At 69.3% G+C, this 26,945-nt stretch carries 1 protein-coding gene; it reads right to left on the bottom strand.

Translation table 11 applies throughout. The features are described from left to right. Window positions 1-7: 7 nt before the first annotated feature. Complete coding sequence (locus tag BR31_RS0112960; RefSeq protein ID WP_027501341.1) at window positions 8-26,848, bottom strand: non-ribosomal peptide synthase/polyketide synthase; 26,841 nt, start codon at window positions 26,846-26,848, stop codon at window positions 8-10. Window positions 26,849-26,945 lie beyond the last annotated feature (97 nt).

The following is a 26,945-nucleotide window of genomic DNA, read 5'->3' on the forward strand; positions in this document are numbered from 1 at the left end:
TGACCGATCAATGCGAGGAGAGGTACTCCTCGAGCGCCGGACCGACCACGGCCAACGAGTCGGGTTCGATCATCTGATTGTGGCCACAGTCGACGAGGACCTCACGGATCCCGCCGGTGATCGCCGGACGCCACTCCTCCGGGGAATGCTCGCCGTTCCCGGAAGCGCCTGCCGCGCTGAAGAAGAGCAGGTCGCCGTCGAAGACCGCGGGATGGAACCGGTGCATGATCTCCGCCGAGTTGGTGAATCCGGCGCTGATCCGCTCGAGGTGCGCGGCGGTGAGGCCGGTGTGCTGTCCGAGCGACTCGTCGAGCAGCTCGACCGCCCGCGCGTAGGTCAGCTCCTCCCCCTCAGGGGTGCTCAGATCGAGTCCGAGACCCTGCAGCAGCTCCTGCACGGTCAGCACCTGTGGGATCCCGTCGGCGGTGACATAGCTGTCCATGATCGCGAGGGTCGCCACCTCGTCGCCGTCGCGCCGCAGCTCCACGGCCATGGCGTGCGCGATCACGCCGCCGAGGGACCAGCCGAGCAGGTGGTACGGGCCGTGGCCCTGGACCGCGCGCATCTCCTGCACGTACCGGTGCGCCAGTTGCTCGATCGACTCGAAGCGCGGCCCACCGCTGATGAGCGGCAGCTGCAGGCCGAACGCGGGGCGGTCCTGGGCGAGGTGCTGGACCAGCCCGGCGTATCCCCAACTCAGGCCGATTCCGGGGTGCACGCAGAACAGGGCCGGCTTGGAACCGTTTGGCCGCAGCGGGATCACCACCTGCAGGGCCTCGTCTGCGGCCGACTGGGCCGACTCCTCGTCGAGGCGGTGCGCCAGCCCGGCCGGAGTCGGATCGAGGAAGATCGACTGCAGCTGGATGCGGTCCCCGAACCGCTCGCGGAGTTCGGTGACGACCCGGGTGGCCACGATCGAGGTGCCCCCCAGATCGAAGAAGCTGTCGTCGACTCCGACGCGTTCCACACCGAGCACCTCGGCGTAGGCCTCGGTGATCGCGAGCTCGGTCGGTGTGACCGGCGCGCGGTACTCGTCGGCGCGAGCACCGAACTCGGGTGTGGGCAGCGCCTTTCGGTCGAGCTTGCCGACGGGCGTCATCGGGATCGTGTCGAGGACCACGACGGCCGAGGGCACCATGTGAGCGGGCAGTCGGCTGGAGGCGAAGGACCTGACCTGGGCGGGCACCAGGGTGCGGCCCTCCACCGGGTGAACGTAGGACGCCAGCAGGGTGTCCCCCGACGGTCCGGTCCGCCCGATGGTGGCCGAGAACGCGATGTCGGGGTGGTGCGTCAGCACGGTGTCGATCTCACCGAGTTCGATGCGGAACCCGTGGACCTTGACCTGGAAGTCGCTGCGGCCGACGTACTCGATGGTGTGATCTCCGGTACGCGGGTCGCGCTGCCACCGGACGATGTCCCCCGTCCGGTACATCCGCTGCCCCGGATCGCCGAACGGGCTCGCCACGAAGCGCTCGGAGGTCAGCCCGATCCGGTTGTGGTAGCCACGAGCCAGCCCGAGGCCGAGGATGTACATCTCGCCAGGCACCCCGACCGGCACCGGCTGCAGATGCGCGTCGAGCACGACCTCGCCGAATCCGATGGCCGGATTGCCGATGTTGACCGGCACTCCACTCTCCATCGGGTCGCTGACGCTGGCCTGAATCGTGGTCTCGGTCGGCCCGTAGCCGTTGAACATCCGGCGTTCTCGCGCCCAGACGTCCACCAGGTCCGGCGGGCACGCCTCTCCGGCGACCGCGAGCACCTGCAGCTCCGTCAGGTCCCGGTCCTCCATCGAGGCCAGGGCGGTCGGGGTGATGAAGGCGTGGGTGACGTGCTCGCGCCGGAGCAGGTCCTCGAGGTCGGGGCCGCCGTACACGGTCGGCGGCACGATCACCACGCCCGCAGACGTCCCGAAGGCCATCATCAGTTCGAACACAGAGGCGTCGAAGCTCGGCGACGCCAGGTGCGAGACCCTCGATCGTTCGGTGACCCCGAACCGGCTGTGTTCCTCCGCGGTGAGGTTCGCGATGCCCTGATGGGTGACGATGACACCCTTGGGCAGGCCGGTCGATCCGGAGGTGTAGATCAGATAGGCCGGGTGCGCGAGGTGCAGGGGGACGGTCCGGTCCGCGTCGGTGACAGGGGCCGCAGACAGCGCGGACATGGACGCGAGGAAGTCGGGGGCGTCCATCACGAGCCACGGCACCGTGTCGGGAAGCTGGCCCCGCCGCGATTCGACGGTCAGGCCCACGACGGCGCGGGAGTCGACGAGCATGTACTCGATTCGCTCCGGCGGGTAGGTCGGGTCGACGGGCACGAACGCGGCGCCTGCTTTCGCCACAGCCCAGATCGACACGACCTCCTCGATCGAGCGGGGCAGGCCGAGCGCGACGAAGGTCTCCGGGCCGACCCCGGACTCTCGAAGCGCGCGGGCCAACCGGTTCGAACGCTCGTCGAGTTCGCGATACGTCAGGTGCTGGTCCTCGAAGGACAACGCGAGCGACTCGGGTGCGGCGGCCGCAGCGGCGGACAGGATCTCCGGCCAGAGTTGCGGCGCACCGCCCTCGGGTCCGAGCGCGGGCGCCATATCGGACATCTCGGCCTCGCCGAGGATGCCGATGTTGCCGATCGCCCCGCGCGGGTCGGCGGTCACCGCGTCGAGAATCCGGACGAAGCGGTCCGCGAAGGCGTGCACGGTCTCGGGGTCGAACAGGTCGGTGGCGTAGTCGATTCCGCCGCGCACACCCGCAGGGGTGCCGTCCGCCGCGAGGTTCTCGGCGAGGATCAGTTCCAGGTCCTCCTTTGCGACCCGGATGTCGAGGTCGACGCCGTCGACGTCGAGGCCGGGCAGCGCGAGGTGGGGTTGTTCGGTGTTCTGGAACTCCAGCGCGACCTGGAAGAGGGGTTGGTACGAGGTGGACCGGGCCGGGTTCAGCGCCTCGACGATCCGCTCGAACGGGAGGTCGGCGTGCGCGAACGCCGCGAGATCGGTCTCCCTTGCCGACTCGAGCAGCTCGATGAAGTCGGTATCGGGGTCGACGTGTGTGCGCAGCACCAGGGTGTTGACGAACATGCCGATCATCTCGTCGAGCTCGGCCTCGCCCCTACCGGCGATCGGGGTTCCGATGGCGACGTCGTCGGTGTCGCCGAGCCGGGCCAGCAGGACGGCGAGCGCCGCATGCATCACCATGAAGACGGTCGAATTGTTCTCCCGCGCCAGGTCGCTGACGCGGGCGTGCAGCCCGGCGTCGATCGCGAACTCGATGCGGTCGCCCCTGAAGGTCTGCTGCAGCGGGCGTGGGCGGTCGGTCGGCAGCGCGATCACGTCCGGAAGGCCCGCGAGGTTCTCGGTCCAGTACTCGAGCTGCGCGGTGATCAGCGACGCGGGATCGTCCTCGGCGCCGAGCATGCGGTGCTGCCAGAGGGTGTAGTCGGCGTACTGGACCGGCAGCGGCTCCCAGTTGGGTGCCGAGCCGTTGACGCGGGCGTTGTAGGCGACCATCACGTCCCTGGCGAGTGGGCCGAGCGAGGAACCGTCGGCGCAGATGTGGTGCACCACGATGGTCAGGACGTGCTCCAGCTCGCCGAGCCGGAGCAGTGCGGCCCGCACGGGTACCCCGGCGGTGACGTCGAATCCCGCACCCGCGAGTTCGATGATGCGCGAGTTCAGTTCGCCGTCGCTGACGTCGATCGTCGTCAGGGCGGGCAGGACCTGGTCGGTTGGCACCACGAGCTGTGTCGGTTCGCCGTCCTCGACGGGGAACATCGTGCGCAGCGACTCGTGCCGGTCGAGCACGTCCCGGATCGCGGCGCCGAGCGCCGCGGTGTCGAGGCGACCGGACAACTTGACCGCCAGCGGGATGTTGTACGCGGGCGAGGTGGTGTCGAACTGGTTCAGGAACCACATCCGCTTCTGGGCCAGTGACACGGGGATCACCGACGGTCGCTCGGTCGCGGTCAGCGGAGGCCGGACATCGGCGCCGGTGCCCTCGGGCGAGAGCAGGGCGGCCAGAGCGGCGATGGTCGGCGACTCGAAGAGCGTACGGACGCCGATCTTCGTCCCCAGCGCGGTCCCGAGTCGTGCCGTGACGCGGGTGGCGATCAGCGAGTTCCCACCGAGGTCGAAGAAGCTGTCGTCGACGCCGATCCGATCGACACCGAGGACCGCCGCGAACACCTCGGCGATGGTGCGCTCGAGTGGCGTGCCGGGTGCACGGTATTCGGTGGCGGTGCCGAGGAACTCGGGCTCCGGCAGTGCCGACCGATCGAGCTTGCCGACATGGGTCAGCGGGATCTCGTCGATCAGGACGATGCTCGACGGCACCATGTGGGACGGCAGCCGGCTCGTCAGGTGATCGGTCAATTCCGGCAAACGCACCGGGACGTCTTCCTTCGGGACCACGTAGCTGGCCAGCACGGTGTCGCCGGACGGACCGGGGACGCCGACGGTCACCGCGAAGCTCACCCCTTGGTACGCCATGATCTCGGAGTCGATCTCGCCGAGCTCGATCCGGAAACCGCGCACCTTCAGCTGGAAGTCGCTGCGCCCGATGTACTCGACAGTGCGTTCGCCGGACCCGGGTTCCACCCGCCAGCGGACGATGTCGCCGGTGCGGTACATCCGATCCCCCGGCTCACCGAACGGATTCGCCACGAACCGGCCCGCGGTGAGTGCACCCCTCCGGTGGTACCCGCGCGCCAGTCCGACACCCGCGATGTACAACTCGCCCGGCACCCCGGCGGGAACCGGCCGCAGGTACCCGTCCAGCACGACCTCGGACACCCCGCGGATCGGTCCGCCGAGCGTGATGGTTTCACCCACCGTCATCGGATCGCTGATGTTGGCCATGATCGTGGTCTCGGTCGGGCCGTACGCATTCGTCAGCTTCCGTCCCGGCGCCCACCGCGTGACGAGCTCCGGCGGGCAGGCCTCACCGCCGAACGCCACGTGCTGGAACTCGACGAGTCCACCCGGATCCACGGTCGCCAGCGCGGCCGTCGTCACGAACGCGTGGGTGACCCCCTCGACCTTGATCAGGTGCGCGAGTTCGGCGCCGCCGTACACGGACTGCGGCGCGATCACCATCGTCGAACCGAGCCCGAACGCCTGCAGGTATTCGAAGACGGCGCCGTCGAAGCTCGGTGTCGAGAAGTGCAGGGTCCGCGACATCGGTGTCACGGCGAACCGTTCCCGCTGGTCGGTGGCGAAGTTCTCCAGGCCGACGTGGGTGACCACCACGCCCTTGGGTGTTCCGGTCGATCCCGAGGTGTAGACGATGTAGACGGCGTTGGTCATGCTGATCGGCGAGATCCGGTCCGCGTCGACCACCCGACGGGTGGATTGGGCCGCCAGTTCGGCGGTGCACTCGGACCCGTCGAGGAGCAGCCACGGCACGGAGTCGGGCAGTCGCCCGCGATCCACGGTCATGGCGAGTCCGAGGGTCGCGCCGGAGTCGGTGAGCATGTGCTCGATCCGGTCCTGCGGGTAGTTGGGGTCGACGGGCACGAACGCGGCACCGGTCTTGGCCACCGCCCAGACCGCGAGCACCGATTCGATCGATCGCGGGATGCCGAGAGCGACATAGGTTTCCGGTCCCGCGCCCCTCGCGATCAACAGGCGCGCCAACTGCGTCGACCGCAGATCGAGCTCGAGATAGCTGACGTTGCGTCCCTCGTGGACCAGCGCGGTGGCCTCCGGGCTCGCGGCCGCCGCGTCCTCGAACAACTCCGGGAGGGTCCTGGCCGAGACACCCGGCCTGCCGTTCACCGGGACCAGGGTGGCGTACTCGTCCGCCGAGAGCAGATCCATCCGGGCGAGCTGCAGGTCCGGGTAGGTGGCCATCGCGACAAGGACCCGGCGGACCCGGGCCGCGATGGCCTCCACGGTGTCCACGTCGAAGGCCGTGGCGAGGTATTCGAGCTTCAGGTGCAGGTTCTCCTCGCCGGAGGCGACGATGGCAAGCGGGTAATGGGCCGAATCCCGCCCGTCGAAGTTCGCGATGCGCATGCCCGCGATATCGGTCTGTTCGGTCAGGCCGGCACGATCGATCGGGTACGACTCGAACACGGTGAGGGTGTCGAAGGCGGCGGCGGGTGCGGCGACCTTCTGGATGTCCGCCAGTCCGAGGTAGTGGTGGTCGAGCAGCGCGACCTGCTCCTGCTGGACCCGGTCGAGCAGCCCGCCGAGGGTCTCGTACGGATCGAGGACGACACGGACCGGCAGGGTGTTGATGAACAGGCCCACCATCGATTCGATGCCGGGGATCTCCGGCGGCCTGCCCGAGACCGTGCTGCCGAACACGACGTCGCCGCGGCCGGTCAGCGCGCCGAGCACGACTGCCCAGGCGGCCTGGAGCATCGTGTTGAGGGTGAGGCCGCGCTCGCCGGCCACCAGGCGAAGCAGGCTGGTCTCGGCCTCGGACAGCGTCAGCCCGATCTCCTGGCTGCCCGAATGCGGGCGACCGTCGTTCGTTGGCGCGAGCACCGTCGGTTCCTCGACGTCCGAGAGCGCCTGTCGCCACGCCTCGGTCGACTGATCGACGTCGCGCCGGGACATCCAGACCAGGTAGTCGCGGTAGGGGTGCACGGGCGGCAGTGCCGAGGCGTCCCCGTCGGTCGCGTACAGGGTCAGCAGGTCCCGGATGACGAGCGGTGTCGACCAGCCGTCGATCAGGATGTGGTGGTTCGTCAGCGTCAGCCGGTACTCGTCCTCGTCGAACCTGACGAGCAGCAGGCGCAGGAGCGGCGCGGACGACATGTCGAACCTCGTCGCCCGGTCGGCCGCCACGACCTCGGCGTGGGCGTCCTCGCGGTCCTCGGACGCCGTCTCGGTGAGATCGATTTCGCGCCAAGGCAGCTCGACGCGATCCGCGATGACCTGGACGGCGGCGCCGCCCTGTTCGGCGACGAACGCCGCCCGCAGGTTCGGGTGCCGGTCGAGCAGCGCCTGACCGGCCCTGCGGATGCGGTCCGGGTCGACCGTGCCCCGCAGGGTCATGGTGAGTTGAACGAGATACGGGTCGACCGACACGTCCGACATCTGCGCGTGGAAGAGCAGTCCGGACTGCAGCGGGGAGAGCGACCAGACGTCGGCCAGGCCGGGGAACCGGCCCTCGAGTCGCTCGATGGTGCCCTGTTCGAGCTCCACCAGGGCGAGGTCCGACGGCGTCAGTCCGCCCGCGGTGGGTGCCGCGGCGTGCCGGGCCAGCGCGGTCAACGCCTCGGCCCACAGGTCCGCCAGCTCTCGGACCTCGAGGGCCCGCAGGACCCGGGTCGGGAAGGACCAGGTCGCGCGCAGCCGAGGCCCGTCCGGGGAGCCGAGGGTCAGCGCGTTGATGTCCAGTACCGACGCGACCGGCATCTGCTTGCTCGGGGCGTCGTCGAGGTCGGTGTCGGTGACCGGCATCCAGCCGGTGCCGGGGTCCGGTGTCCCGGCCCCGTCCGTCATCCGGCCGAGGTAGTTGAAGCTGATCTGCGGCGCGGGCCGTTCGCGCAATTCCTTCGCGTGCTCGCTCAGGTAACGGAGCATCCCGAAGCCGATGCCGTGATCGGGAATCGAGAGCAACCGTTCCTTGACGAGCTTCACCGCGGTGCCCGCATCCGGCCCGCCAGCGAAGGCGTCCTCGAGATCGATGTCGGACAGGTCGAGCCGAACCGGGAAGATCGTGGTGAACCAGCCCACCGTCCGCGACAGATCGGCGCCTGCGATGACGTGATCCTCACGGCCGTGGCCCTCCAGGTTGACCACCGTCGCCGACACCTCTTCGCCGCGGGCGGAGCGCCACCGGGACACGGCCATCGCCAGTGCGGTGAGCAGACCGTCGTTGACGCTGCCGTGGAATGCCTCCGGTAGCCGCGTCAGCAGCGACTCCGTGACCTCGCTCGGGAGCTCGACGGTGATCTTCTGCACGGTCTCGTTGGTGTCGACCACCGGATCCAGCGCGCGCGAACCGATCACCGGATCCGGACCGGCCAGCATCCGCCGCCACAGTTCCATCTCCCCCGACCTGGCTGTGCCTGCCTCGGCAAGGGCATGCGTCCAGCGGCGCATCGAGGTCCCCACCGGGGCCAGGACGGGATCCTGACCCGCGCGGATCTGTGCCCATGCCGACGCCAGGTCCGGCACCAGCACCCGCCACGACACCCCGTCGATCACCGCGTGATGCACCACCATCAGCAGTCGGCCCGAGGCGTCGGGTTCGCCGCTGTCCGAGGGGTCGAACCAGACCACCTGCAGCATCGTTCCTGCGCGCGGGTCGAGCCGGTCTGCCGCGGCGTCGAGTTCGGCCGCCGCGATCGCGGAGAACTCGGCGCCCTCCACGCCTGCGACCTCGACCCTGCTCAGTACCGAGGCGGCGGGCACCGATCCCGGTGCCGTGACCGTCATCATCGGTTCCCGGTCGGTATCGCGCTGGATCAGCCTGGACCGCAACATGTCGTGGTGGTCGAGAACCGCCTGCAGTGTGCGCTCCACGGTGTCGGCATCCGCTCCCGGCGGCAGCGTCAGCAGTGCCGTCTGGGTGTAGCGGCGGATGTCCGCGGCCCCGGCCCGGTCGGTCAGCCAGTGCATGATGGGGGTCAACGGCATGTCGCCGACTCCCCCGCCTGCGAGCTCGTCGAGCACGATCGCCTCGCCGGCCTCGGCCGACTCGGCCACGACGGCGAGTGCGGCGACCGTCTTGTGTTCGAAGACCTCCCGCGGAGTGATCGCGACACCGGCAGCCTTGGCCCGGGACACCAGCTGGATCGACATGATGCTGTCGCCGCCGAGCGCGAAGAACGAGTCCTCCACGCCGACCGACTCCAGGCCGAGCACCTCGGCGAACAGCGTCGCCAGCACTGTCTCGGTCTCGGTGCGCGGTGTGCGGCCTGCATGGACCCTGGTCGCGAAATCCGGTTCCGGCAGGGCCTTCCGGTCCAGCTTGCCGTTTGCCGTCAACGGCAGTTCGTCGATCACCAGTACCGCGGCGGGCACCATGTGCGAGGCCAGTTGGGTGCCCGCGAACTCGAGTACCTCGGTCTCGTCGGGGTGCGCCCCCGGCTCGGGGACCACATAGGCGATCAACCGGTTGCCCCGCGGCTCCTCGCGCACCAGGGACACGGCCTGCGCGATGCCGGGGAACCGCAGCAGGACCGCCTCGATCTCGCCGAGCTCGATCCGGAACCCGCGGATCTTGACCTGGAAGTCGCTGCGGCCCAGGTACTCCAGTTGGCCGTCTCGATTCCAGCGGGCCACGTCACCGGTTCGGTACATCCGTGCACCGGGGGCACCCATGGGATCTGCGACGAACCGCCCGGAGGTCAGCGCCGCCCGGCCGAGGTAGCCACGCGAGACCTGATCTCCCGCGACGTACATCTCCCCCGTCACACCGGGCGGGACCGGGTGCAGTCGCCCGTCGAGCACCGACACGCGCAGACCGGGAATCGCCCGGCCGATGACGCTCGCCGAGGCCTCGGCGGCGTAGGCGCTGTCGAGCGGGAGATGGCTGACGTGCACCGTGGTCTCGGTGATGCCGTACATGTTGACCAGCGCAGGCGAAGTGTCGCCGTGCCTGCTGTACCAGCGGCCCAGCTGACCGAGGTCGAGCGCCTCGCCGCCGAAGATCACATACCGCAGGGCCAATTCGGGCGCGTCCCCCGTCGCCAGCCGGTCGGCCTCGGCCAACTGGTAGAACGCGGTCGGCGTCTGGTTGAGCACCGTCACCCGCTCGCGCCGCAACAGCTCCAGGAACATCTCCGGCGAGCGGGCCGTGTAGTAGTCGACGACCACCAGCGTGCCGCCGTACAGCAACGGTCCCCACAGCTCCCACACCGAGAAGTCGAAAGCGTACGAGTGGAACATCGTCCACACGTCGGACTCGTCGAACCCGAACTTCTGCTCGGTGTTCGCGAAGAGGGTGAGCACGTTGCGGTGCGAGACGACGACGCCCTTCGGGCGCCCGGTCGACCCGGAGGTGTAGATCACGTAGGCGGTGTCCGCAGGATCGAGCGGGGCCAGCCGGTCGGTGTCGGTCACGGGCGCGCCGGATTCCGCGGCGAGCCGGGTGACCAGCTCGTCCGAATCCAGTACCAGGACGGGCACATCGGTGCCGGGCAGGCCGTCGAGGTCGGAGCCGGTTGCGATCACACAGATCGGGGCCGCGTCCTCGAGCATGAAGGTGAGTCGGTCGGACGGGTAGGTGACGTCGACGGGCAGGTAGCCTGCGCCGGACTTGACGACGGCCAACAGCGCCACGATCAGGTCGTTGGTGCGTGGCAGCGCGACCGCGACGAGGGATTCGGGTCTCGCGCCCCTGTCGATGAGGACCCGAGCCAGCCGGTTGGCCCGGTCGTCGAGTTCCGCGTAGGTCAGGGTCTCGCCATCACAGGACACGGCGACCGCTCCCGGCCGCCGGGCGACCGAGCTCGCGAACCGATCCACCAGGGTGCCCGCCGGTGCAGGCACGCCTGCGACATTCCACAGCGAGGCCATCGCGTCACGCTCGGCAGGGGCGGTGATCTCGATGTCCCCGACTGCGCGGTCGGGATCCGTTGCCACGGTGTCGAGGAGGGCACACAGTCGCCCCGCGAAGCCGTGCACGGTGGCCGGCTCGAACAGATCATCGGCATAGGTGAACACCGCCGAGATCCCGGCAGGACTCCCGTCCTCCCCGTACCTCTCGGCCAGCGTCAACTGCAGGTCGAACTTGGCGACGGCCAGGTCGAGATCGAGTCCGTCCGCGATCAGTCCCGGCAGCTCCAGGTGCGGCGGCTCGTTGTTCTGGAACTCGAGCAGGACCTGGAACAACGGTGAGTGCGCGGTGGACCGTTCGGGTGCGAGCGCCTCGACGAGTCGCTCGAACGGAAGGTCCGCATGCGCGAACGCTGCCACGTCGACCTCGCGAATGCTGTCGAGGAGTTCCCCGAAGGAGGCCCGCGGATCCACTTCGCTGCGCAGCACGAGGGTGTTGACGAACATGCCGACGAGATCGTCGAGCGCCGCCTCGCCGCGACCCGCGATCGGGGTGCCGACGGCGATGTCGGTGGTTCCCGAGAGCTTCGCGAGCAGCAGTGCCAGCGCGGCGTGGCCTGCCATGAACATGGTCGAGTTGTGTTGCCGCGTCACGTCGAGGAGGGCGCGGTGCACCTCGGGCGGCACGGTGAACTCGATTCGTTCGCCGTGGAAGCTCTGGTACACCGGTCGAGTTCGATCGGTCGGCAGCGCGATCACCTCGGGCAACCCCGAGAGGATCTCCGTCCAATGGTCGAGCTGGCGAGCGAGCAGGGAGTCGGGATCTTCCTCGGAGCCGAGGACGCGCTGCTGCCAGAGCGCGTAGTCGGCGTACTGGACCGGCAGCGGGGCCCACGGTGCCGTGCTGCCGGACACCCGCGCGGTGTAGGCGGCCATCACATCCCTTGCCAGTGGGGACATCGAGAAACCGTCGGCGCTGATGTGGTGTACGACGAGCACGAGCACGTGCTCGTCGGGGGCGATGCGCAGCAGTGTCGCGCGAACGGGCACCGCGTCGGTGACATCGAACCCGCCGGAGATCAGGTCGGAGATGACCTGCGGCAGTTCGGACTCGGTGGTGTCGAGTGCGGTGAGGTCCGGTACCGCGGTCGCGGCGGGCACGATCACCTGGGTGGGCTGACCCTCGACCATCGGGAACAGGGTGCGTAGCGATTCGTGCCGGTCGACCACATCGGCGACGGCCTCGCGCAGGGCCTCGGTGTCGAGGTACCCGGTCAGGCGTACGGCGAGCGGGATGTTGTACGCGGCGGACTCGGTGTCGAACTGGTTGAGGAACCACATCCGCTGCTGCGCCAACGACAGCGGGAGTCGCTCGGGTCGGTCGCCTGCCTCGAGCGGTGGGCGCCGGTGCTCACCGTCGGACAGGGCGACCCGCTGCGCGAGGGTGCCGACGGTGGGCGCCTCGAACAGGGCGCGGACGCTGAGGTCGATCTCGAGTGCGGACGACAGCCGCGCGGTGACGCGGGTCGCGCTCAGCGAGTTGCCGCCGAGTTCGAAGAAGCTGTCGTCGAGGCCGACACGATCGACGCCGAGGACCGCGGCGAAGACATCGGCGACGGTGCGTTCGAGCCCCGTGGTCGGCGCCCGGAACTCGGTGGTGGAGACGAACTCCGGTGCGGGCAACGCGGCACGGTCCAGCTTGCCGACCGGGGTCAGCGGGATGTCGTCGAGGATCATCACGGCCGAGGGCACCATGTGCGAGGGCAGCCGGGTCGACAGGAACTCGCGGACCTCGGCCGGCTCGATCCGGTGTCCGGCGGCGGGCAGCACGTACGACGCCAGGACCGCGTTGCTCGCCGATCCGTGCCCGATCGTCACGGAGAAGTCGATGCCGTCGTGCTCGCCGAGGGCGCTGTCGATGTCGCCGAGTTCGATGCGGAACCCGCGGACCTTGACCTGGAAGTCGCTGCGCCCGATGTACTCGATCACGAGGCGGCCGGACTCCGGGGAGCGCACCCACCGTACGACGTCGCCGGTGCGGTACATCCGATCGCCGGGGCCGCCGAAGGGATTCGCCACGAATCGCCCGGCGGTCAATGCGGTTCGACGGTGGTAGCCGTGTGCCAGGTTGTGCCCCGCGATGTACAGCTCGCCCGGCACCCCGATCGGGACGGGACGCAGGAAACCGTCCAGCAGGATCTCCTGGATCCCGCGCAGCGGTCCGCCGATGGTGACCGGCTGGTCCACCGAGACCGGATCGCTGAAGTTCGTCACGATCGTGCCCTCGGTCGGGCCGTAGGCGTTCCACAGCCGCCGCCCTGGGGCCCAGCGCGGCACCAGCTCCGGCGGGGCGGCCTCGCCGCCGAACAGCACGTCCTGGAAGTCGTCGAGGCCGGCGGGGTCCATCCCCGACAGCGCCGAGCTGATGATGAAGCCGTGGGTGACCCGTTCCTGCTTGAGCAGCCGGGCCAGTTCGACGCCGCCGTACACCGTGGGTGGGACGATCACCAGCGTTGCTCCCGCGCCCGCGGCGAGGAGGTACTCGAAGATCGACGCATCGAAGCTGGGACTGGCGAAGTGCAGGGTTCGCGATGCCGAGGTCGGGGCGAACAGGTCGTGCTGCACGGCGACGAGCTTCTCGAACGACCGGTGCGAGACCACCACGCCCTTCGGGAGCCCCGTCGAGCCGGACGTGTAGATCACGTAGGCGACGTCGTCGACCCGCAGGGGGCGCGGGCGGTCCACATCGGTGACCGCGGCCGTCGACCTGCCGTCGAACTCGGCCGAGGCCTCCTGCTCGTCGATCACCGACCACGATGCCGTCCCCGGCAGCCGGTCGCGGTACTCGGCGATGGTCACCCCGAATGTCGCACCGGAGTCGGTGAGCATGTGCTCGATCCGGTCCTGCGGGTAGTTCGGGTCCACCGGGACGAAGGTCGCCCCGGTCTTGGCGATCGCCCAGACGGACATGACCGATTCGATGGAACGCCTGATCGCGAGCGCGACGACCGTACCCGGTCCGACGCCCCGGTCGAGCAGACTCCTGGCGATCTGATTCGAGCGCTCGTCGAGTTCGCGATAGGACATCTCGCGGCCTGCCATCGACAGCGCCACCGCGTCGGGGTCGATCCCAGCGCCGTCCGCGAACAGCTCGGGCAGCGTCCGCGCGCCCTCGATCGCACCGCCGTCGACCGGGAGCAGCTCTGCTTCTTCCTCGGGTGAGAGCAGCCGCAGCCGGGACAGCGGCAGGTCCGGGGTCTCGGCGAAGGCGTCCAGCACCCGCGCGGTGCGCGCGGCGATGGTCTCCGCCTCCGCGCGCTCGAACAGATCCGGGAAGTACTCGACCTTGAGTCGCAACTGGTCCTCCGCGGAGGCGACCATCGCCAGCGGATAGTGGGCCGCGTCGTTGATCTCGGGGATCCCGAGCACGCGCAGCCCGGCGATGTCGACGTCGGCTGTCAGTGCCGCCCGGTCGAACGGGTACGACTCGAAGACGGTCAGGGTGTCGAAGGTGGCCGCGGGCCCGGCCGCGTCCTGGATGTCGCTGAGTCCGAGGTAGTGGTGATCGAGCAGGGCGGTCTGTTCGTCCTGGATCCGGCTCAGCAGCTCGCCGAGGCTCTCGAACGGGTCGAGGGTGATCCGGACGGGCAGCGTGTTGATGAACAGTCCGATCATCGACTCGATGCCGGGGATCTGCGGGGGGCGCCCGGACACGGTGCTGCCGAAGACCACGTCGTCGCGGCCTGTCAGCTCGGCGACGATGATGCCCCATGCGGCCCGGATGAGCGTGTTCAGGGTGAGCCCGCGCTCGCGTGCCACGGCCCGCAGTCGTTGCGTCCGTTCGATCCCCATCTCGACGAGGACCGAGAGAGCGGTGTCCCACTGCAGCCGGGCCCGGTCCAGCGGCGCGACGAGCGTGGGTTCGTCGACTCCGGCGAGGGCCTGCATCCACACGTCCATCGACTTCTCGGAATCGCGCTGGGACAACCACTTCAGGTAGTCCCGGTAGGCGTTGGCCCGCGGCAGTGTCGTCGCGTCGCCGTCGGTCGCGTACAGGGCCAGCAGCTCCCGCAGGAGCAGCGGCGCGGACCAGCCGTCGAGCAGGATGTGGTGGTTCGTCATCACCAGTCGGTGGGTGTCGGGGCCGGTCCGGATGAGCAGGAATCGCAGCAGTGGAGGCGATTTCATGTCGAATCCGTGGTGCCGGTCCTCGTCCATGAGGCGTGCGATCTCGGACTCACGATCCCGGTCGCCCCGCCCCGTCACGTCCAGCTCGGTCCACGGCACCGGCACGTGCCCGTGCTGCACCTGCACGGTGGTGCCGTCGATGTCGGCGATGAAGGACGTCCGCAGGTTCGGGTGCCGGTCGAGGAGGGCCTGGCCCGCCCGCCGGATCCGGTCGGGGTCGGCGCCCCGGACATCGAGCGCGAGTTGCACCGTGTACTGATCGACCGACTTGTCGGCCAGCAGCGCGTGGAAGAGCAGCCCGGTCTGCAGTGGGGACAACGACCAGATGTCGGCGAGGTCGGGGTAACGGTCCTCGAGTCGTTCGATGGTGCCCTGCTCGAGGTCGACCAGGTCGAGGTCCGACGGGGTGAGCCCGCCCGCACCGGGGGTGGCGGCGTGCCGCGCCAGCGCGGTCAGCGCCTCGGCCCACAGTCCCGCGAGTTCGCTCGCCTCGACGGCGGTGATGACCTCGCCGGGGAAAGCCCATGTGGACCGCAGACGCGGGCCGTCGGAGGTCTCGGTGGTGACCGCGTTGATGTCCAGCACCGATGCCGGTGGCGTGTCGACGGTGCCGACCAGATCCAGATCGGTGTCCGCGACCGGGCTCCACCCGACGTTCGGCCCGTCGTCGGTGCCGCCCGCGGTGAGGCGGCCGAGGTAGTTGAAGCTGATCTGCGGCGACGGCAGCTCCCCCAGTTCTCCTGCGTGTTCGCTCAGATAGCGCAGCATGCCGAAACCGATGCCGTGGTCGGGGACCCCGAGCAGTTGTTCCTTGACGGCCTTCACCGCCGCGCCGGCATCCCGGCCGCCCGCGAAGGCGTCGTCGAGATCGATGTCGGACAGCTCGAGCCGCATGGGGTAGACCGTGGTGAACCAGCCAACCGTCCGCGACAGGTCCGCGCCGGGGACCACCTGATCCTCGCGGCCGTGCCCTTCGAGATTGACCACCGTCGCGCTCGCATGCACTCCGCGGTCGCGACGCCACCGGGACACGGCCATCGCCAGCGCGGTGAGCAGGCCGTCGTTCACGCTGCCGTGGAACGCCTCCGGGATCCGCGTGAGTACCGCGTCGGTGACCTCGGTCGACAGCTCGACGGTGATCTTCTGCACGGTCTCGCTCGTGTCGACCACGGGATCCAGTGCGCGCGAGCCGATCACCGGGTCGGTCCCGGAGAGCATCTCGCGCCACCGGACCAGCTCTCCTGTTCTGTTCTCGCTCTCCTGCACGAGGGCGTGTGCCCAGCGCCGCATCGAGGTGCCCACCGGGTCCAGCTCCGGATCCTGACCCGCGCGGATCTGCGCCCATGCCGATGCGAGGTCCGGCACCAACACGCGCCACGACACCCCGTCGATCACGGCATGGTGTACCACCATCAGGATTCGGCCGCTGCCAGCACCGGAATCGAGCCACACGACCTGCATCATGACGCCCGCGGCCGGGTCGAGTCGCCGCTCGGCCGCCTCGAACTGCGCGAGCACCTCGGCGTCGAAGCCGGGGTCCTCGGGCGGTGCGGACACCTCGACCCGGCGGATGAGGTCGGCCGCGTCGACGGTGCCCGGCGCGGTCACCTCCATTCTCGCGTCCGGATCGGTTGCCCCCGTCGTCTGCAACCGGGCCCGCAGCATGTCGTGCCGATCGAGCACGGTCTGGATCGCGCGGCCGAGATCGCCCGTGTCGGTGAGGTCCTCGGGCGCGATGAGGAGAGCGGACTGGGTGAGCCGGTCGAAGTTGCCGCCGCGTTCGAGCAGCCAGGCCACGATCGGGGTCAGGGGCATCTCGCCGACGCCGCCGCCTGCCAGCTCCTCGAGGGGGGCGACGTCCGAGGTGTCGCCGAGCCCGGCGACCAGGGCGAGTTTCGAGACGGTCTTGGCCTCGAACACATCTCGCGGGGTCAGCACCACTCCGGCCGCCTTGGCGCGCGACACGAGCTGGATCGACATGATGCTGTCGCCGCCGAGCGCGAAGAACGAATCGTCCACACCCACCGCATCCAGGCCGAGCACCTCGGCGAACAAGGTCGCGAGCACGGCCTCGAGTTCGGATTCCGGCGCCCGGCCCGGCGTGGCCATGGCACCGAAGTCGGGCTTCGGCAACGCCTTCCGATCGAGCTTGCCCACCGGGGTCAGCGGCAGACCGTCCAGCACGACCAGCGCGGCGGGCACCATGTACGGAGCCAGGATGCCGCTGACGAACGAGAGGATCGAGGCCTCGTCGAGCACCACCCCCGGCTCGGGAACCACGTAGCCAACCAGCCGCCCCGGGCCCGAGCCGTTCGAGTGCGCGGTCGCGACCGCGCTGGAGACGCCCTCGTAGCTGGCCAGTGCCGACTCGATCTCGCCGAGCTCGATCCGGAACCCGCGGATCTTGACCTGGAAGTCGGTGCGGCCCAGGTACTCGAGGTCAGCCACCGGCGCGGTCCCGTCGGATCCCGTCACATCGCCGGAGACGCGAACCCACCGGACCAGGTCCCCCGTCCGGTACATCCGCTCCCCCGGGCCGCCGAACGGGTTGGCGACGAACCGGTCGGACGTCGTGCCTGCCCGATTGCGGTAGCCGTCCGCGAGCGAGGGCCCGCTGATGTACAGCTCGCCAGGGACCCCGAGCGGAACCGCTCGCAGCCTCGAATCGAGGACCAGCAGGCCGCAGCCCCGGATCGGTCGCCCGATGACCACGGGTTCGCCGGGACTCATCGGGGGGCTCACGGTCGCCACGACCGTCGCCTCGGTCGGGCCGTAGCCGTTGAACATCCGCCGCCGGGGGGTGACCCACTTGCCGACGAGGTCCGGCGGGCAGGTGTCGGCGCCGGTCACGACGCACTCCAGGTCGTCGAGTTGGTGCGGATCGACCGACTCCAGCGCGGCGGGGGTGACGAAGGCGTGCGAGACCCGGTCGCGGCGCAGCAGATCGGCGAGATCGGTTCCGCCGTAGATACCAGGTCGGGCGACGACCATGGTCGCGCCCGCGCCGAAGGCCATCACCAGCTCGAGGACCGACGCGTCGAAACTGGGCGAGGACAGGTGCAGCGTTCGTGACGACGGGGTGATGGTGAACCGCTCCCGCATCGAGGCCGCGAGATTGGCCAGCCCACGGTGCGGGACGACGACGCCCTTCGGGATGCCCGTCGACCCCGACGTGTAGATCACGTACGCAGGGTGATCGAGGGACAACGGGGCGATCCGATCGGAATCGGTCACCACCGTCGCCGCGCCCGCGGCCAGCGCCGCCTCTGTTTCCTGCGCGTCGAGTTCGAGGTACCGAGCGAGGGTGGGCAGCCGCCGGGCGAACTCGGTGAGCGTGAGGCCAACGGTCGCCCCGGAGTCGGTGAGCATGTGCTCGATCCGTTCCTGCGGATAGTCCGGGTCGACGGGGACGAAGGCGGCACCCGTCTTCGTCACGGCCCACACCGACAGCACCGACTCGACCGACCTGGGTACCGCGATCGCCACCACCGAACCGGGACCGACGCCCTCCGCGATCAGGATCCGGGCGAGCCGGTTCGACCGCTCGTCGATCTCGCGGTAGGTCAGCTCGTGATTCTCGACGACCAGTGCGGCGGAGTCGGGCGCGAGCGCGACGGGGGCGGCGAGGATCTCGGGGAGCGTGCGCGCTGCCACGGACGCGGCGCCGCGTGCGGGGGCGAGCTCGGAGAGCTCGGCGGCATCGAGGAGCTCGATGTCCCCGATCGCGACGGTGGGATCGGCGGTGACCGCGGCGAGGATCGCCACCAATCGTCGACCGAACCCGGCAACGGTCGCGGGGTCGAAAAGATCCGTCGCGTACGTGAACCCGGCGGAGATCCCCGCCGGTGCGCCGGTCTCGTCGAACTCCTCGGTGCAGGTGAGCTGGAGGTCGAAGTTCGAGATCTCCGTGCCCAGGTCGATGCCCTCGACGGTCAGGCCGGGCAGCTCCAGGCGCGCCCGCTCGTTGTTGCGGAACTCGAACACCACCTGGAACAGCGGGGTGTAGGAGGTCGAACGCTCCAATGCCAGGGCATCGACCAGGCGCTCGAACGGGAGGTCCGCGTGGTGGAATGCGCGCAGGTCGGTCTCGCGGGTCCGCGCCAGCAGGTCGGCGAAGCTGGTGTCGCTGCCCACCCGGCTTCGCAGTACCAGGGTGTTGACGAACATGCCGACCATGTCGTCGAGGGCGGCTTCGCCGCGGCCCGCGATGGGCGTGCCGATGGGCACGTCGTCGGTGTCGCACGAGCGCGCGAGCAACACCGCGAGTGCGGCGTGCACGGCCATGAAGACGCTGGAACTGTGTTCGCGGGCCAGCCGTACCAGCTGCTGGTGAACTTGCTGGTCGATGTCGAATTCCTGCACGGCGCCGCGCATGGACGGGACCTGCGGCCGCGGGCGATCGGTGGGCAGTGCCAGCAGCTCCGGCATGCCGTCGAGCTCCTGTCGCCAGTGGTCGAGCTGGATCGAGAGCAGGCTGTCCGGATCCGTGAACTCACCGAGCACCCGGTGCTGCCACAGCGTGAAGTCGGCGTACTGGACCGGAAGCGACGCCCATTGCGGTCCGTGCCCATCGGAGCGGGCGGTGTACGCGACCATCAGGTCCCGCGCGAGGGGGGCAAGCGAGAACCCGTCCGCGCAGATGTGGTGCACGACGAGGGCCAGCACGTGCTCGTCGGGGCCGGTTCGGAACAGGCCCGCGCGCAACGGAACCGCGACCGTCACGTCGAAACCGGAGCCCGCCAGTGCGGCGATCCGCGCGTCGAGATCCGATTCGTCGACCTCCTCGGTGGGAAGGTCCGGCAACGCCTCGGCGGTCGACACGACGACCTGGGTCGGTTCGCCGTCCACGGACGGGAAGAGCGTTCGCAGCGATTCGTGCCGCTCGAGTACGTCCGCCACGGCCGCCCGCAACGCGTCCTCGTCGAGTCGTCCGGTCAGGCGCACCGCCATCGCCACGTTGTAGGCCGGAGAATCGGTGTCGAACTGGTTGATGAACCACATTCGCTTCTGAGCCAACGAAACCGGCACCGGAGTGGGGCGCGACCCCGCGACCAGTGCCGGCCTGCCGCTCTCGTGAGAGGCCTGGGATTCGATGCGGGCCGCCATGCCTGCCACCGTCAGGGAGTCGAAGACCTCACGAACCCCGAGCTGTGACCCGAGCGCCGAGTTGGCGCGCGCGACGAGCCTGGTGGCGATCAGCGAGTTCCCACCCAGATCGAAGAAGTTGTCGAGCACGCCGATCCGCGGTCTGCCGAGTAGGTCCGCGGTGATCGTCGCGAGGATCTCCTCGATCGGGTTGCTCGGCGCCAGGTACTCCGCGCCAGAGACCAGGAAATCGGGTGCGGGCAGGGCCTTTCGATCGAGCTTGCCGGTGGCGCCGAGCGGGAACTCGTCGAGCACCATGATCTGGGCGGGCACCATGTAGCCGGGCAGCAGCTTTCCCAGGGAATCGCGCAGCTCGGCCGTGTCCACCTCGGCGCCGGTCTCCGCGATCACGTAGCCGACCAGGCTCTCGCCGGTGATGGGGCTGTTGTGCACGACGACAACCGCCTGCGCCACCGCAGGGTCGACGAACATGGCCGACTCGACCTCGCCGAGTTCGATCCGCAGTCCACGGAGCTTGACCTGGAAATCGGATCGGCCGATGTACTCCAGCGACCCGAGCGCCTCCCAGTTGCGCCGCCAGCGGACGACGTCGCCGGTCCGGTACATCCGCTCGCCGGGGGCGCCGAACGGACTGGCAACGAATCGATCCGCGGTCAGCCCGCTGCGGCCCACGTAGCCACGGGCAAGCTGGCTGCCGACGAGGTAGAGCTCTCCCGGAATCCCGAGCGGCACCGGGTGCAGACGCGAGTCGAGGACGTACACACCGGTGTTCCACACCGGTGCGCCGATGGGCACGGTGACGCGGTCGTATTCGCTGCATTCCCACGAGGTCACGTCGACCGCGGCCTCCGTCGGGCCGTAGAGATTGTGCAGGTCCGCGTCGCTGAAGCGGCGGAAGGCGTCGGCGGTGGCCGGCGGGAGCGCCTCGCCGCTGCAGAACACCCGGCGCAGCGAGGTGCACCGCTCGGGGTCGGCCTCCGAGGTGAACGCGGCCAGCATCGAGGGCACGAAGTGCATGGTGGTGACCCGCTCGGCCTCGATGATGCGAGAGAGATACCCGGGGTCGCGGTGTCCGTCCGGTGCCGCGACGACCAGCCTGGCTCCGGTCTGCAACGGCCAGAAGAACTCCCACACCGACACGTCGAAGGTCGCCGGGGTCTTCTGCAGGACCGCATCGGTCGGATCGAGACCATAGGTCTCCTGCATCCAGATCAGCCGGTTGACGATGGCGCGGTGGGTGACCGCGACACCCTTCGGTCGGCCGGTCGAGCCGGAGGTGTAGATGACGTAGGCGGTGTTGTCGGGCCGTAGTGGTGCGGTTCGGTCCGCATCGGTGATCGGTGACGTCGAGTGCCGGGACAGGTCCATCGAATCGATCTGCAGCACTTCGACGGGGCTGCGCAGGTCGGCGTGGTCGGCCCCGGTGCTGAGCACGCACACGGGCGCGGAACTGTCGAGCACGTACTCGGTTCTGGCCGCGGGGTGGTCGGGGTCGAGCGGAACGTACGCGCCGCCGGCCTTGACGATCGCGTGGATGCCGATCACGAGTTCGGTGGAACGCCGGATGGCCACGGCCACGCGCGATTCGGGTCCGACGCCCCGGGAGATCAGCTCCCTGGCCAACTGATTGACGCGCGCGTCGAACTCGGCGTAGGTGAGTCTTTCGGCGTCGACCACGAGGGCGACCGAGTCCGGTGTGCGCTCCGCTTGCTCGTCGAGGAGTCCGACGAGCGTGGTGTCGGGGACCGGGGCTGCGGTGTTGTTCCATCCCTCGAGCACCCGCTCCTGCTCGTCGGCTCCGAGCAATGCGATGTCGCCGACAGTCGCGTCGGCGTCGGCGGTCACCGCCTCCAGGATCCTGACGAACCGTTCGGCGAGTCCCGACATCGAGGCCGGATCGAACAGGTCACGGGCATAGGAGAACTGGGCGGTGATCGGCCCGGGTTCGCGCTGACCGTCGAGGCCGTGTTGGTCCGAGTCCACCCAGTTCTCGGTGAGGATCACCTGGAGGTCGAACTTGGCCGTCTGGGTGTCCACATCGCTGACGCGCACGTCGAGGCCGGGCAACTCCAGTTCGGTGCCCTCGAGCCCCTGCAGGACCAACATCACCTGGAACAGCGGCGAATGCGCGGCGGAGCGATTGGGGTGCAGCGCCTCCACCAGCAGTTCGTACGGGAGGTCGGTGTGCCCGAAGGCCTCGAGATCGGTGGTGCGGGTCTGGGTGAGCAGGTCCGAGAAGGCACCGCCGATGTCCACCTGGGTGCGCAACACGAGTGTGTTGACGAACATGCCGACCACGTCGTCGAGCGCCGCCTCGCCCCGACCGCCGACCGGGGTGCCGATCGAGATGTCGGTCGAGTCGCTCGCCCTCGCCAACAGCACCGCCAGCGCAGCGTGCAGGACCATGAACAGGCTGGCGTTCCGCGCACCCGCGATCTCGAGCAGCCCGCGATGGAGGTGCGCCGGAATGGTGAAGTCGACGACGCCACCGCGAACGGTCGGTTGCGCGGGACGAGGTCGGTCGGTCGGCAGTTCGAGCAGCTCGGGTGCGCCGTCGAGGGCGCGCGTCCAGAAGTCGAGTTGCCGCGAGAGCCGGCTCTCCGGATCGTGTTCGGATCCGAGGATGTCGCGCTGCCACACAGCGAAGTCCGTGTACTGGACCTCGAGCGGTGACCAATCCGGTTCCCGACCCGACGAACGGCAGACGTAGGCGGTCATGACATCGCGCGCGAGCGGCGGCATCGACAGTCCGTCCGCCGCGATGTGGTGGGCCACGATGACCAGGACGTGCTCGGTGGGGCCGGTGCGCAGCAGCCTGATCCGGACCGGCAGTTCCTCGGCTACGTCGAATCCCGCGGTCGCGATCAGCTTCAGGTGCTCGTCGAGCTCGGCGTCGCTGGTGGCCGTCACCTCGAGATCGGGGATGGCCCTCTCGGTGGGCAGCACCACCTGGACCGGGCCGTTCTCGCTGTTCGGGAAGACGGTGCGCAGCGATTCGTGGCGGGTGAGGACATCGACGAGTCCCATCCGGAGCGCGGCCAGGTCCAGTTCGCCCGACAGGTACACGGCGATCGGGATGTTGTAGGCGGCCGAGGAGGTGTCCAGTTGATTGACGATCCACATCCGTTGCTGGGCCAGAGATACCGGTACCGGACCGGTACGCGGTACCGCCCGCAGCACGGGTCCTGGCGCGGTGCGCCCGCCGCCGGCTCCGATTCGCGCCGCGAGGCTCGCCACGGTCGGTGCCTCGAACAGGTCGAGCACCCCGATCTCGGTGCCGAGGGCCGCATTGACCCGTGCCACCACCTTGGTGGCAACCAGTGAGTTGCCGCCGAGATCGAAGAAGCTGTCGTCGACGCCGATTCGCTCGCGTTGCAGCACCCCCGCGAGGACCGCCGCGATCGCCTCCTCGGCCCCGTTCCTCGGTGCCCGGTATCCGGTGCCGTCCGCGTCGAAACGAGGCGCTGGCAGCGCTTTTCGGTCCACCTTGCCCGCCGGGGTCAACGGCACCTCGTCGAGGACGGTGAGGCTGGCGGGCACCATGTGCGCAGGCAGCGCGGCTGCGGCCTGCGCGAGGACCTCGGATTCGTCGACGTCGCGGCCCGATTCGGGCACGAGGTAACTCACCAGCACGGTGTCACCCGAAGGGCCCGGGTGGCCGGTGGTCAGCGCGAAGCCGACGCTCGGATGCGAGCGCAGCACCGCATCGATCTCGCCGAGCTCGATACGGAACCCACGGATCTTGATCTGGAAGTCGGTGCGGCCCAGGTATTCGAGGGAGATCTCGCCGTTTCTCCGTGCCCAGCGGACCAGATCGCCAGTGCGGTACATCGGCGCGCCGGAGTGCGAATGTGGGTTCGCGACGAAACGCTCGGCGGTGGTCGTCGGTCGCCGGTGGTATCCCCTGGCGACCCCGGGGCCGGAGATGTACAGCTCGCCGGGGACCCCGACCGGGACCGGGTTCAGTCGGGAGTCCAGCACCATCAGCCCGAAGCCGACGAAGGGGCGGCCGATGCCGACCCTCTCCCCTGGCGACAGCGGTCCGCTGGCGCTCGCGATGACGGTGGCCTCGGTCGGGCCGTACCCGTTCAACAGGGCCCGGCCAGGGCCCCACTGCTCGACGAGGGCCGGCGGACAGACGTCTCCTCCGGTGAGGATGGACTCGATGTGGTCGAGTCCGGCCGGGTCGACCGAGGCGAGCACGGCCGGGATGACGAACGCGTGCGTGACGCGTTCCCTGCCGAGGAGCTCGGCCAGTTCGGCGCCGCCGTACAGGGTGGAGGGGGCGATGACCATCGTCGCGCCGGCACAGACGGTCATGAACAGCTCCATGATCGACGCGTCGAAGCTGGGCGAGCTGAAGTGCAGGGTCCGCGAGTCCGGCGTGACGGCGAACCGCTCGCGAGAATCGGCTGCCAGGTTCGCCAGGGCTCGGTGCGTGACGACGACACCCTTGGGCAGGCCGGTGGACCCGGAGGTGTAGATCAGGTACGCCGCATGCTCGACCCGCAGCGCGCCGGTGCGGTCCGCATCGGTGATCGGGGCCGTCGACTGCCCCGACCACAGGCGGCCGAGCTCGGGGTCGTGCAGGTCAAGCCACGGCGTGGCGTCGGACCGTTCACCGTCACCTGCGGCGAGTCCGAGCACCGCGCCGGAATCGGTGAGCATGTGGGCGATGCGGTCCGGCGGATAGTGGGGGTCGACCGGCACGAAGGCCGCACCGGTCTTGGTGACCGACCACAACGCGAGCACCGAGTCGATCGATCTGGCTATCGACAGCGCGACAACCGATTCCGGACCGATCCCACGGCCGATCAGCACACGTGCGAGCTGGGTGGACCGAGCGTCGAGTTCGCGATAGGTCAGGCTGGTGCCCTCGAACGTCAGGGCCTCGTGGTCGGGTGCGATCGCGGCGGCCGCGGAGAGGATGTCGGGCAGCGTCTGTGGCGGTACGCCTGGTGCGCCCAGGACCGGTGTGAGCGAGTCGAACTCGGCAGGGCCGAGGAGTCTGATGTCGCCGACCGGCAGATCGGGGTCGGCGGTGGCACTCTGCAGGATACGGTCGATCCGGTCCGCGAACTCGGCGATGGTGGTGCGGTCGTACAGGTCTGTCCGGAACAGGATGCGGCCCACGATCCCCGCCGGTTCCCCTGCATGGGTGGTCAGTTCGGTGAAGACGAGGCGGACGTCGACCTCTCCCGTCCCGATCCTCAGGCCGTCCGGGCCGGATTCGGGATCCCCCTTGTTGCCGAATTCGAACAGCACCCGGCAGGGTGGCCCCGGCGCGGCGACCAGTCCATCGACGACCTTCTCGTATGGAAAGTCGGAGTGTCGCAGCGCCGTCCGATCCGAATCGCGGATGGCGGCGAGTTGGTCGGTGAACGTGAAGGCCCCCGAGACCGTGTTCCGCAACACCACCGGGTTGCCCGGATCGGCGGTGTCGGGTGGCTCGGTCGCCTGCCTGCGGTTGACGACGGTGCCGAGGACGACGTCGTCGGTGTCCGCGAGCCTGCCGAGCAACACGGCGAGCGCGGTGTGCATCACCGCGAAGACGCTCGAGTCCGACTGCCAGGCCAAATCGGCCATCCGGCGGTGGATGCGTCGGTCGATCTCGATGTCGACGTGCCCCGTCGGTCCAGACGGTCGCACGGGTCGAGGCCGGTCGAGGGGCACCGAGGCGGCCTCGGGCAGGTGGGCGAGCGCGTGCGTCCAGTAGTCGCGGTCCTCGTTGATCCGGCGTTGGCGGACGCCCGCCTCCGCGCTGGCCGCGTGGATGTCGCCGAGCCTGGTGGAGGGGGTGGCTGTCAGGAACTCCTCGAGCAGCTCGACGAACTGGGTGTGGTGGGCCTTCAGCTCGTCCTCGTCGTAGCGGTTCGGGTTGCCGCGGAAATCGACGAGGGTCCGCTCGTCGGAGCCGCTCTTGTAGATGTTCACCAGCAGGTCGTCGACGGGTCCCGAGGTCACGATGTGATAGCCGCCGACGATGGGCCCGAGGGTGACCACCTGGTTGAACAGCATGACGTTGACCATCGGGCCTGCGAGCCCACGGGAGGAGCCGGTCAGCCCTGCATCGCGGCGGATGTCCTCGACGCTGCACCGCTGATGCCGGAGTGCCCCCATCAGCTCGAGCTGGACCCGCGCGACGAGCTCGGAGACGGTGTCGGTTTCGTTCACCGTGATGTGCAGGGGTGCGACGGTGGCGAGCATGCCCCCGGATCGCTGCAGCTGTGCCGTCGTCCGGCCGGACACCGGGAGGTTGACGAGGAGGTCGCGCTCGCCCGTCATCCGCCCGAGGTAGCAACCGAAGGCCGCGATGATCACCGCGGCCGAGGTCGCTCCGACCCGGTGGTCCGAATCCTCCAGCGCGGACAGCCCCGCATCCGACAGGCGAGCACTCACCAGCGAACTGCGCGCGGTGGCCGGTGCCTCCCGGTGGGCGAGGGTGGAACCCGACTCGATGCCGACGATGTGTTCCGCCCAGTACTGCCGGTCCGCGGTGAATCGGTCGGAGTTCCTGTACTTCTGGTCCAGGTCGTAGAGATCGCGAACGGGCAGAGCGCGATTCGGCTCCGGTTCGGTGCCGTTGACGGCCGCCGTGTAGTGCGCCGCCATCCGGTTGATCAGCGTCGCACCGCCGTAGCCGTCGAGAACCACGTGGTGAATTCGCGCGTACCACAGGTAATCTCGGTCGCCGACCTGCAGGACCGAGGTATCGATCAGTCGGTCACTGGCCAGGTCGACCGGCGTCGTGTACTCCCCCTCGATCCACGCGTGGGCGGCGGCGGTCGGATCGGGTTCCCCTCGGAAGTCGATGTAGCCGGTGGAGGTGTCGCAGTCCGGGTCGATCACCTGATGCGGCTCGCCCTCGACGTCCACCATCTTCAGCAGCGGTGATTCGAACTCGCGCGCCGCGGCGTCGACCGATCTGCGGAGCAGTTCGAGGTCCAGGTCGCCGTGCAGTTCGATGTAGTGCGCGATGAACTCCGGGACGGTGGGGCTGAGTTGCTGTGCGAACCACATGCTCCGCTGGACTGCCGACAGCGGAAATTCCGTGTACTGCCCGTAAGGGTCTTGGGCTGGCCCCTGCGAATGTGTAGTCGTCATCGCACTCCCCAAGCGAGTAGACAGAACTCGAAGGTGTATTCGGCGCAGGTTGCGCACTATTTTGTATGTCCGGATTTGTGTCGGCCGCGTTACACAG

This window comes from Rhodococcus sp. UNC363MFTsu5.1, assembly GCF_000686785.1.
In the GTDB taxonomy this organism is placed as follows: Bacteria; Actinomycetota; Actinomycetes; order Mycobacteriales; family Mycobacteriaceae; genus Rhodococcus_G; species Rhodococcus_G maanshanensis.

Coding starts and splice junctions, on each gene's coding strand:
- BR31_RS0112960 (WP_027501341.1), bottom strand. CDS start 26,848: ATGACGACTACACATTCGCAGGGGCCAGCCCAAGACCCTTACGGGCAG.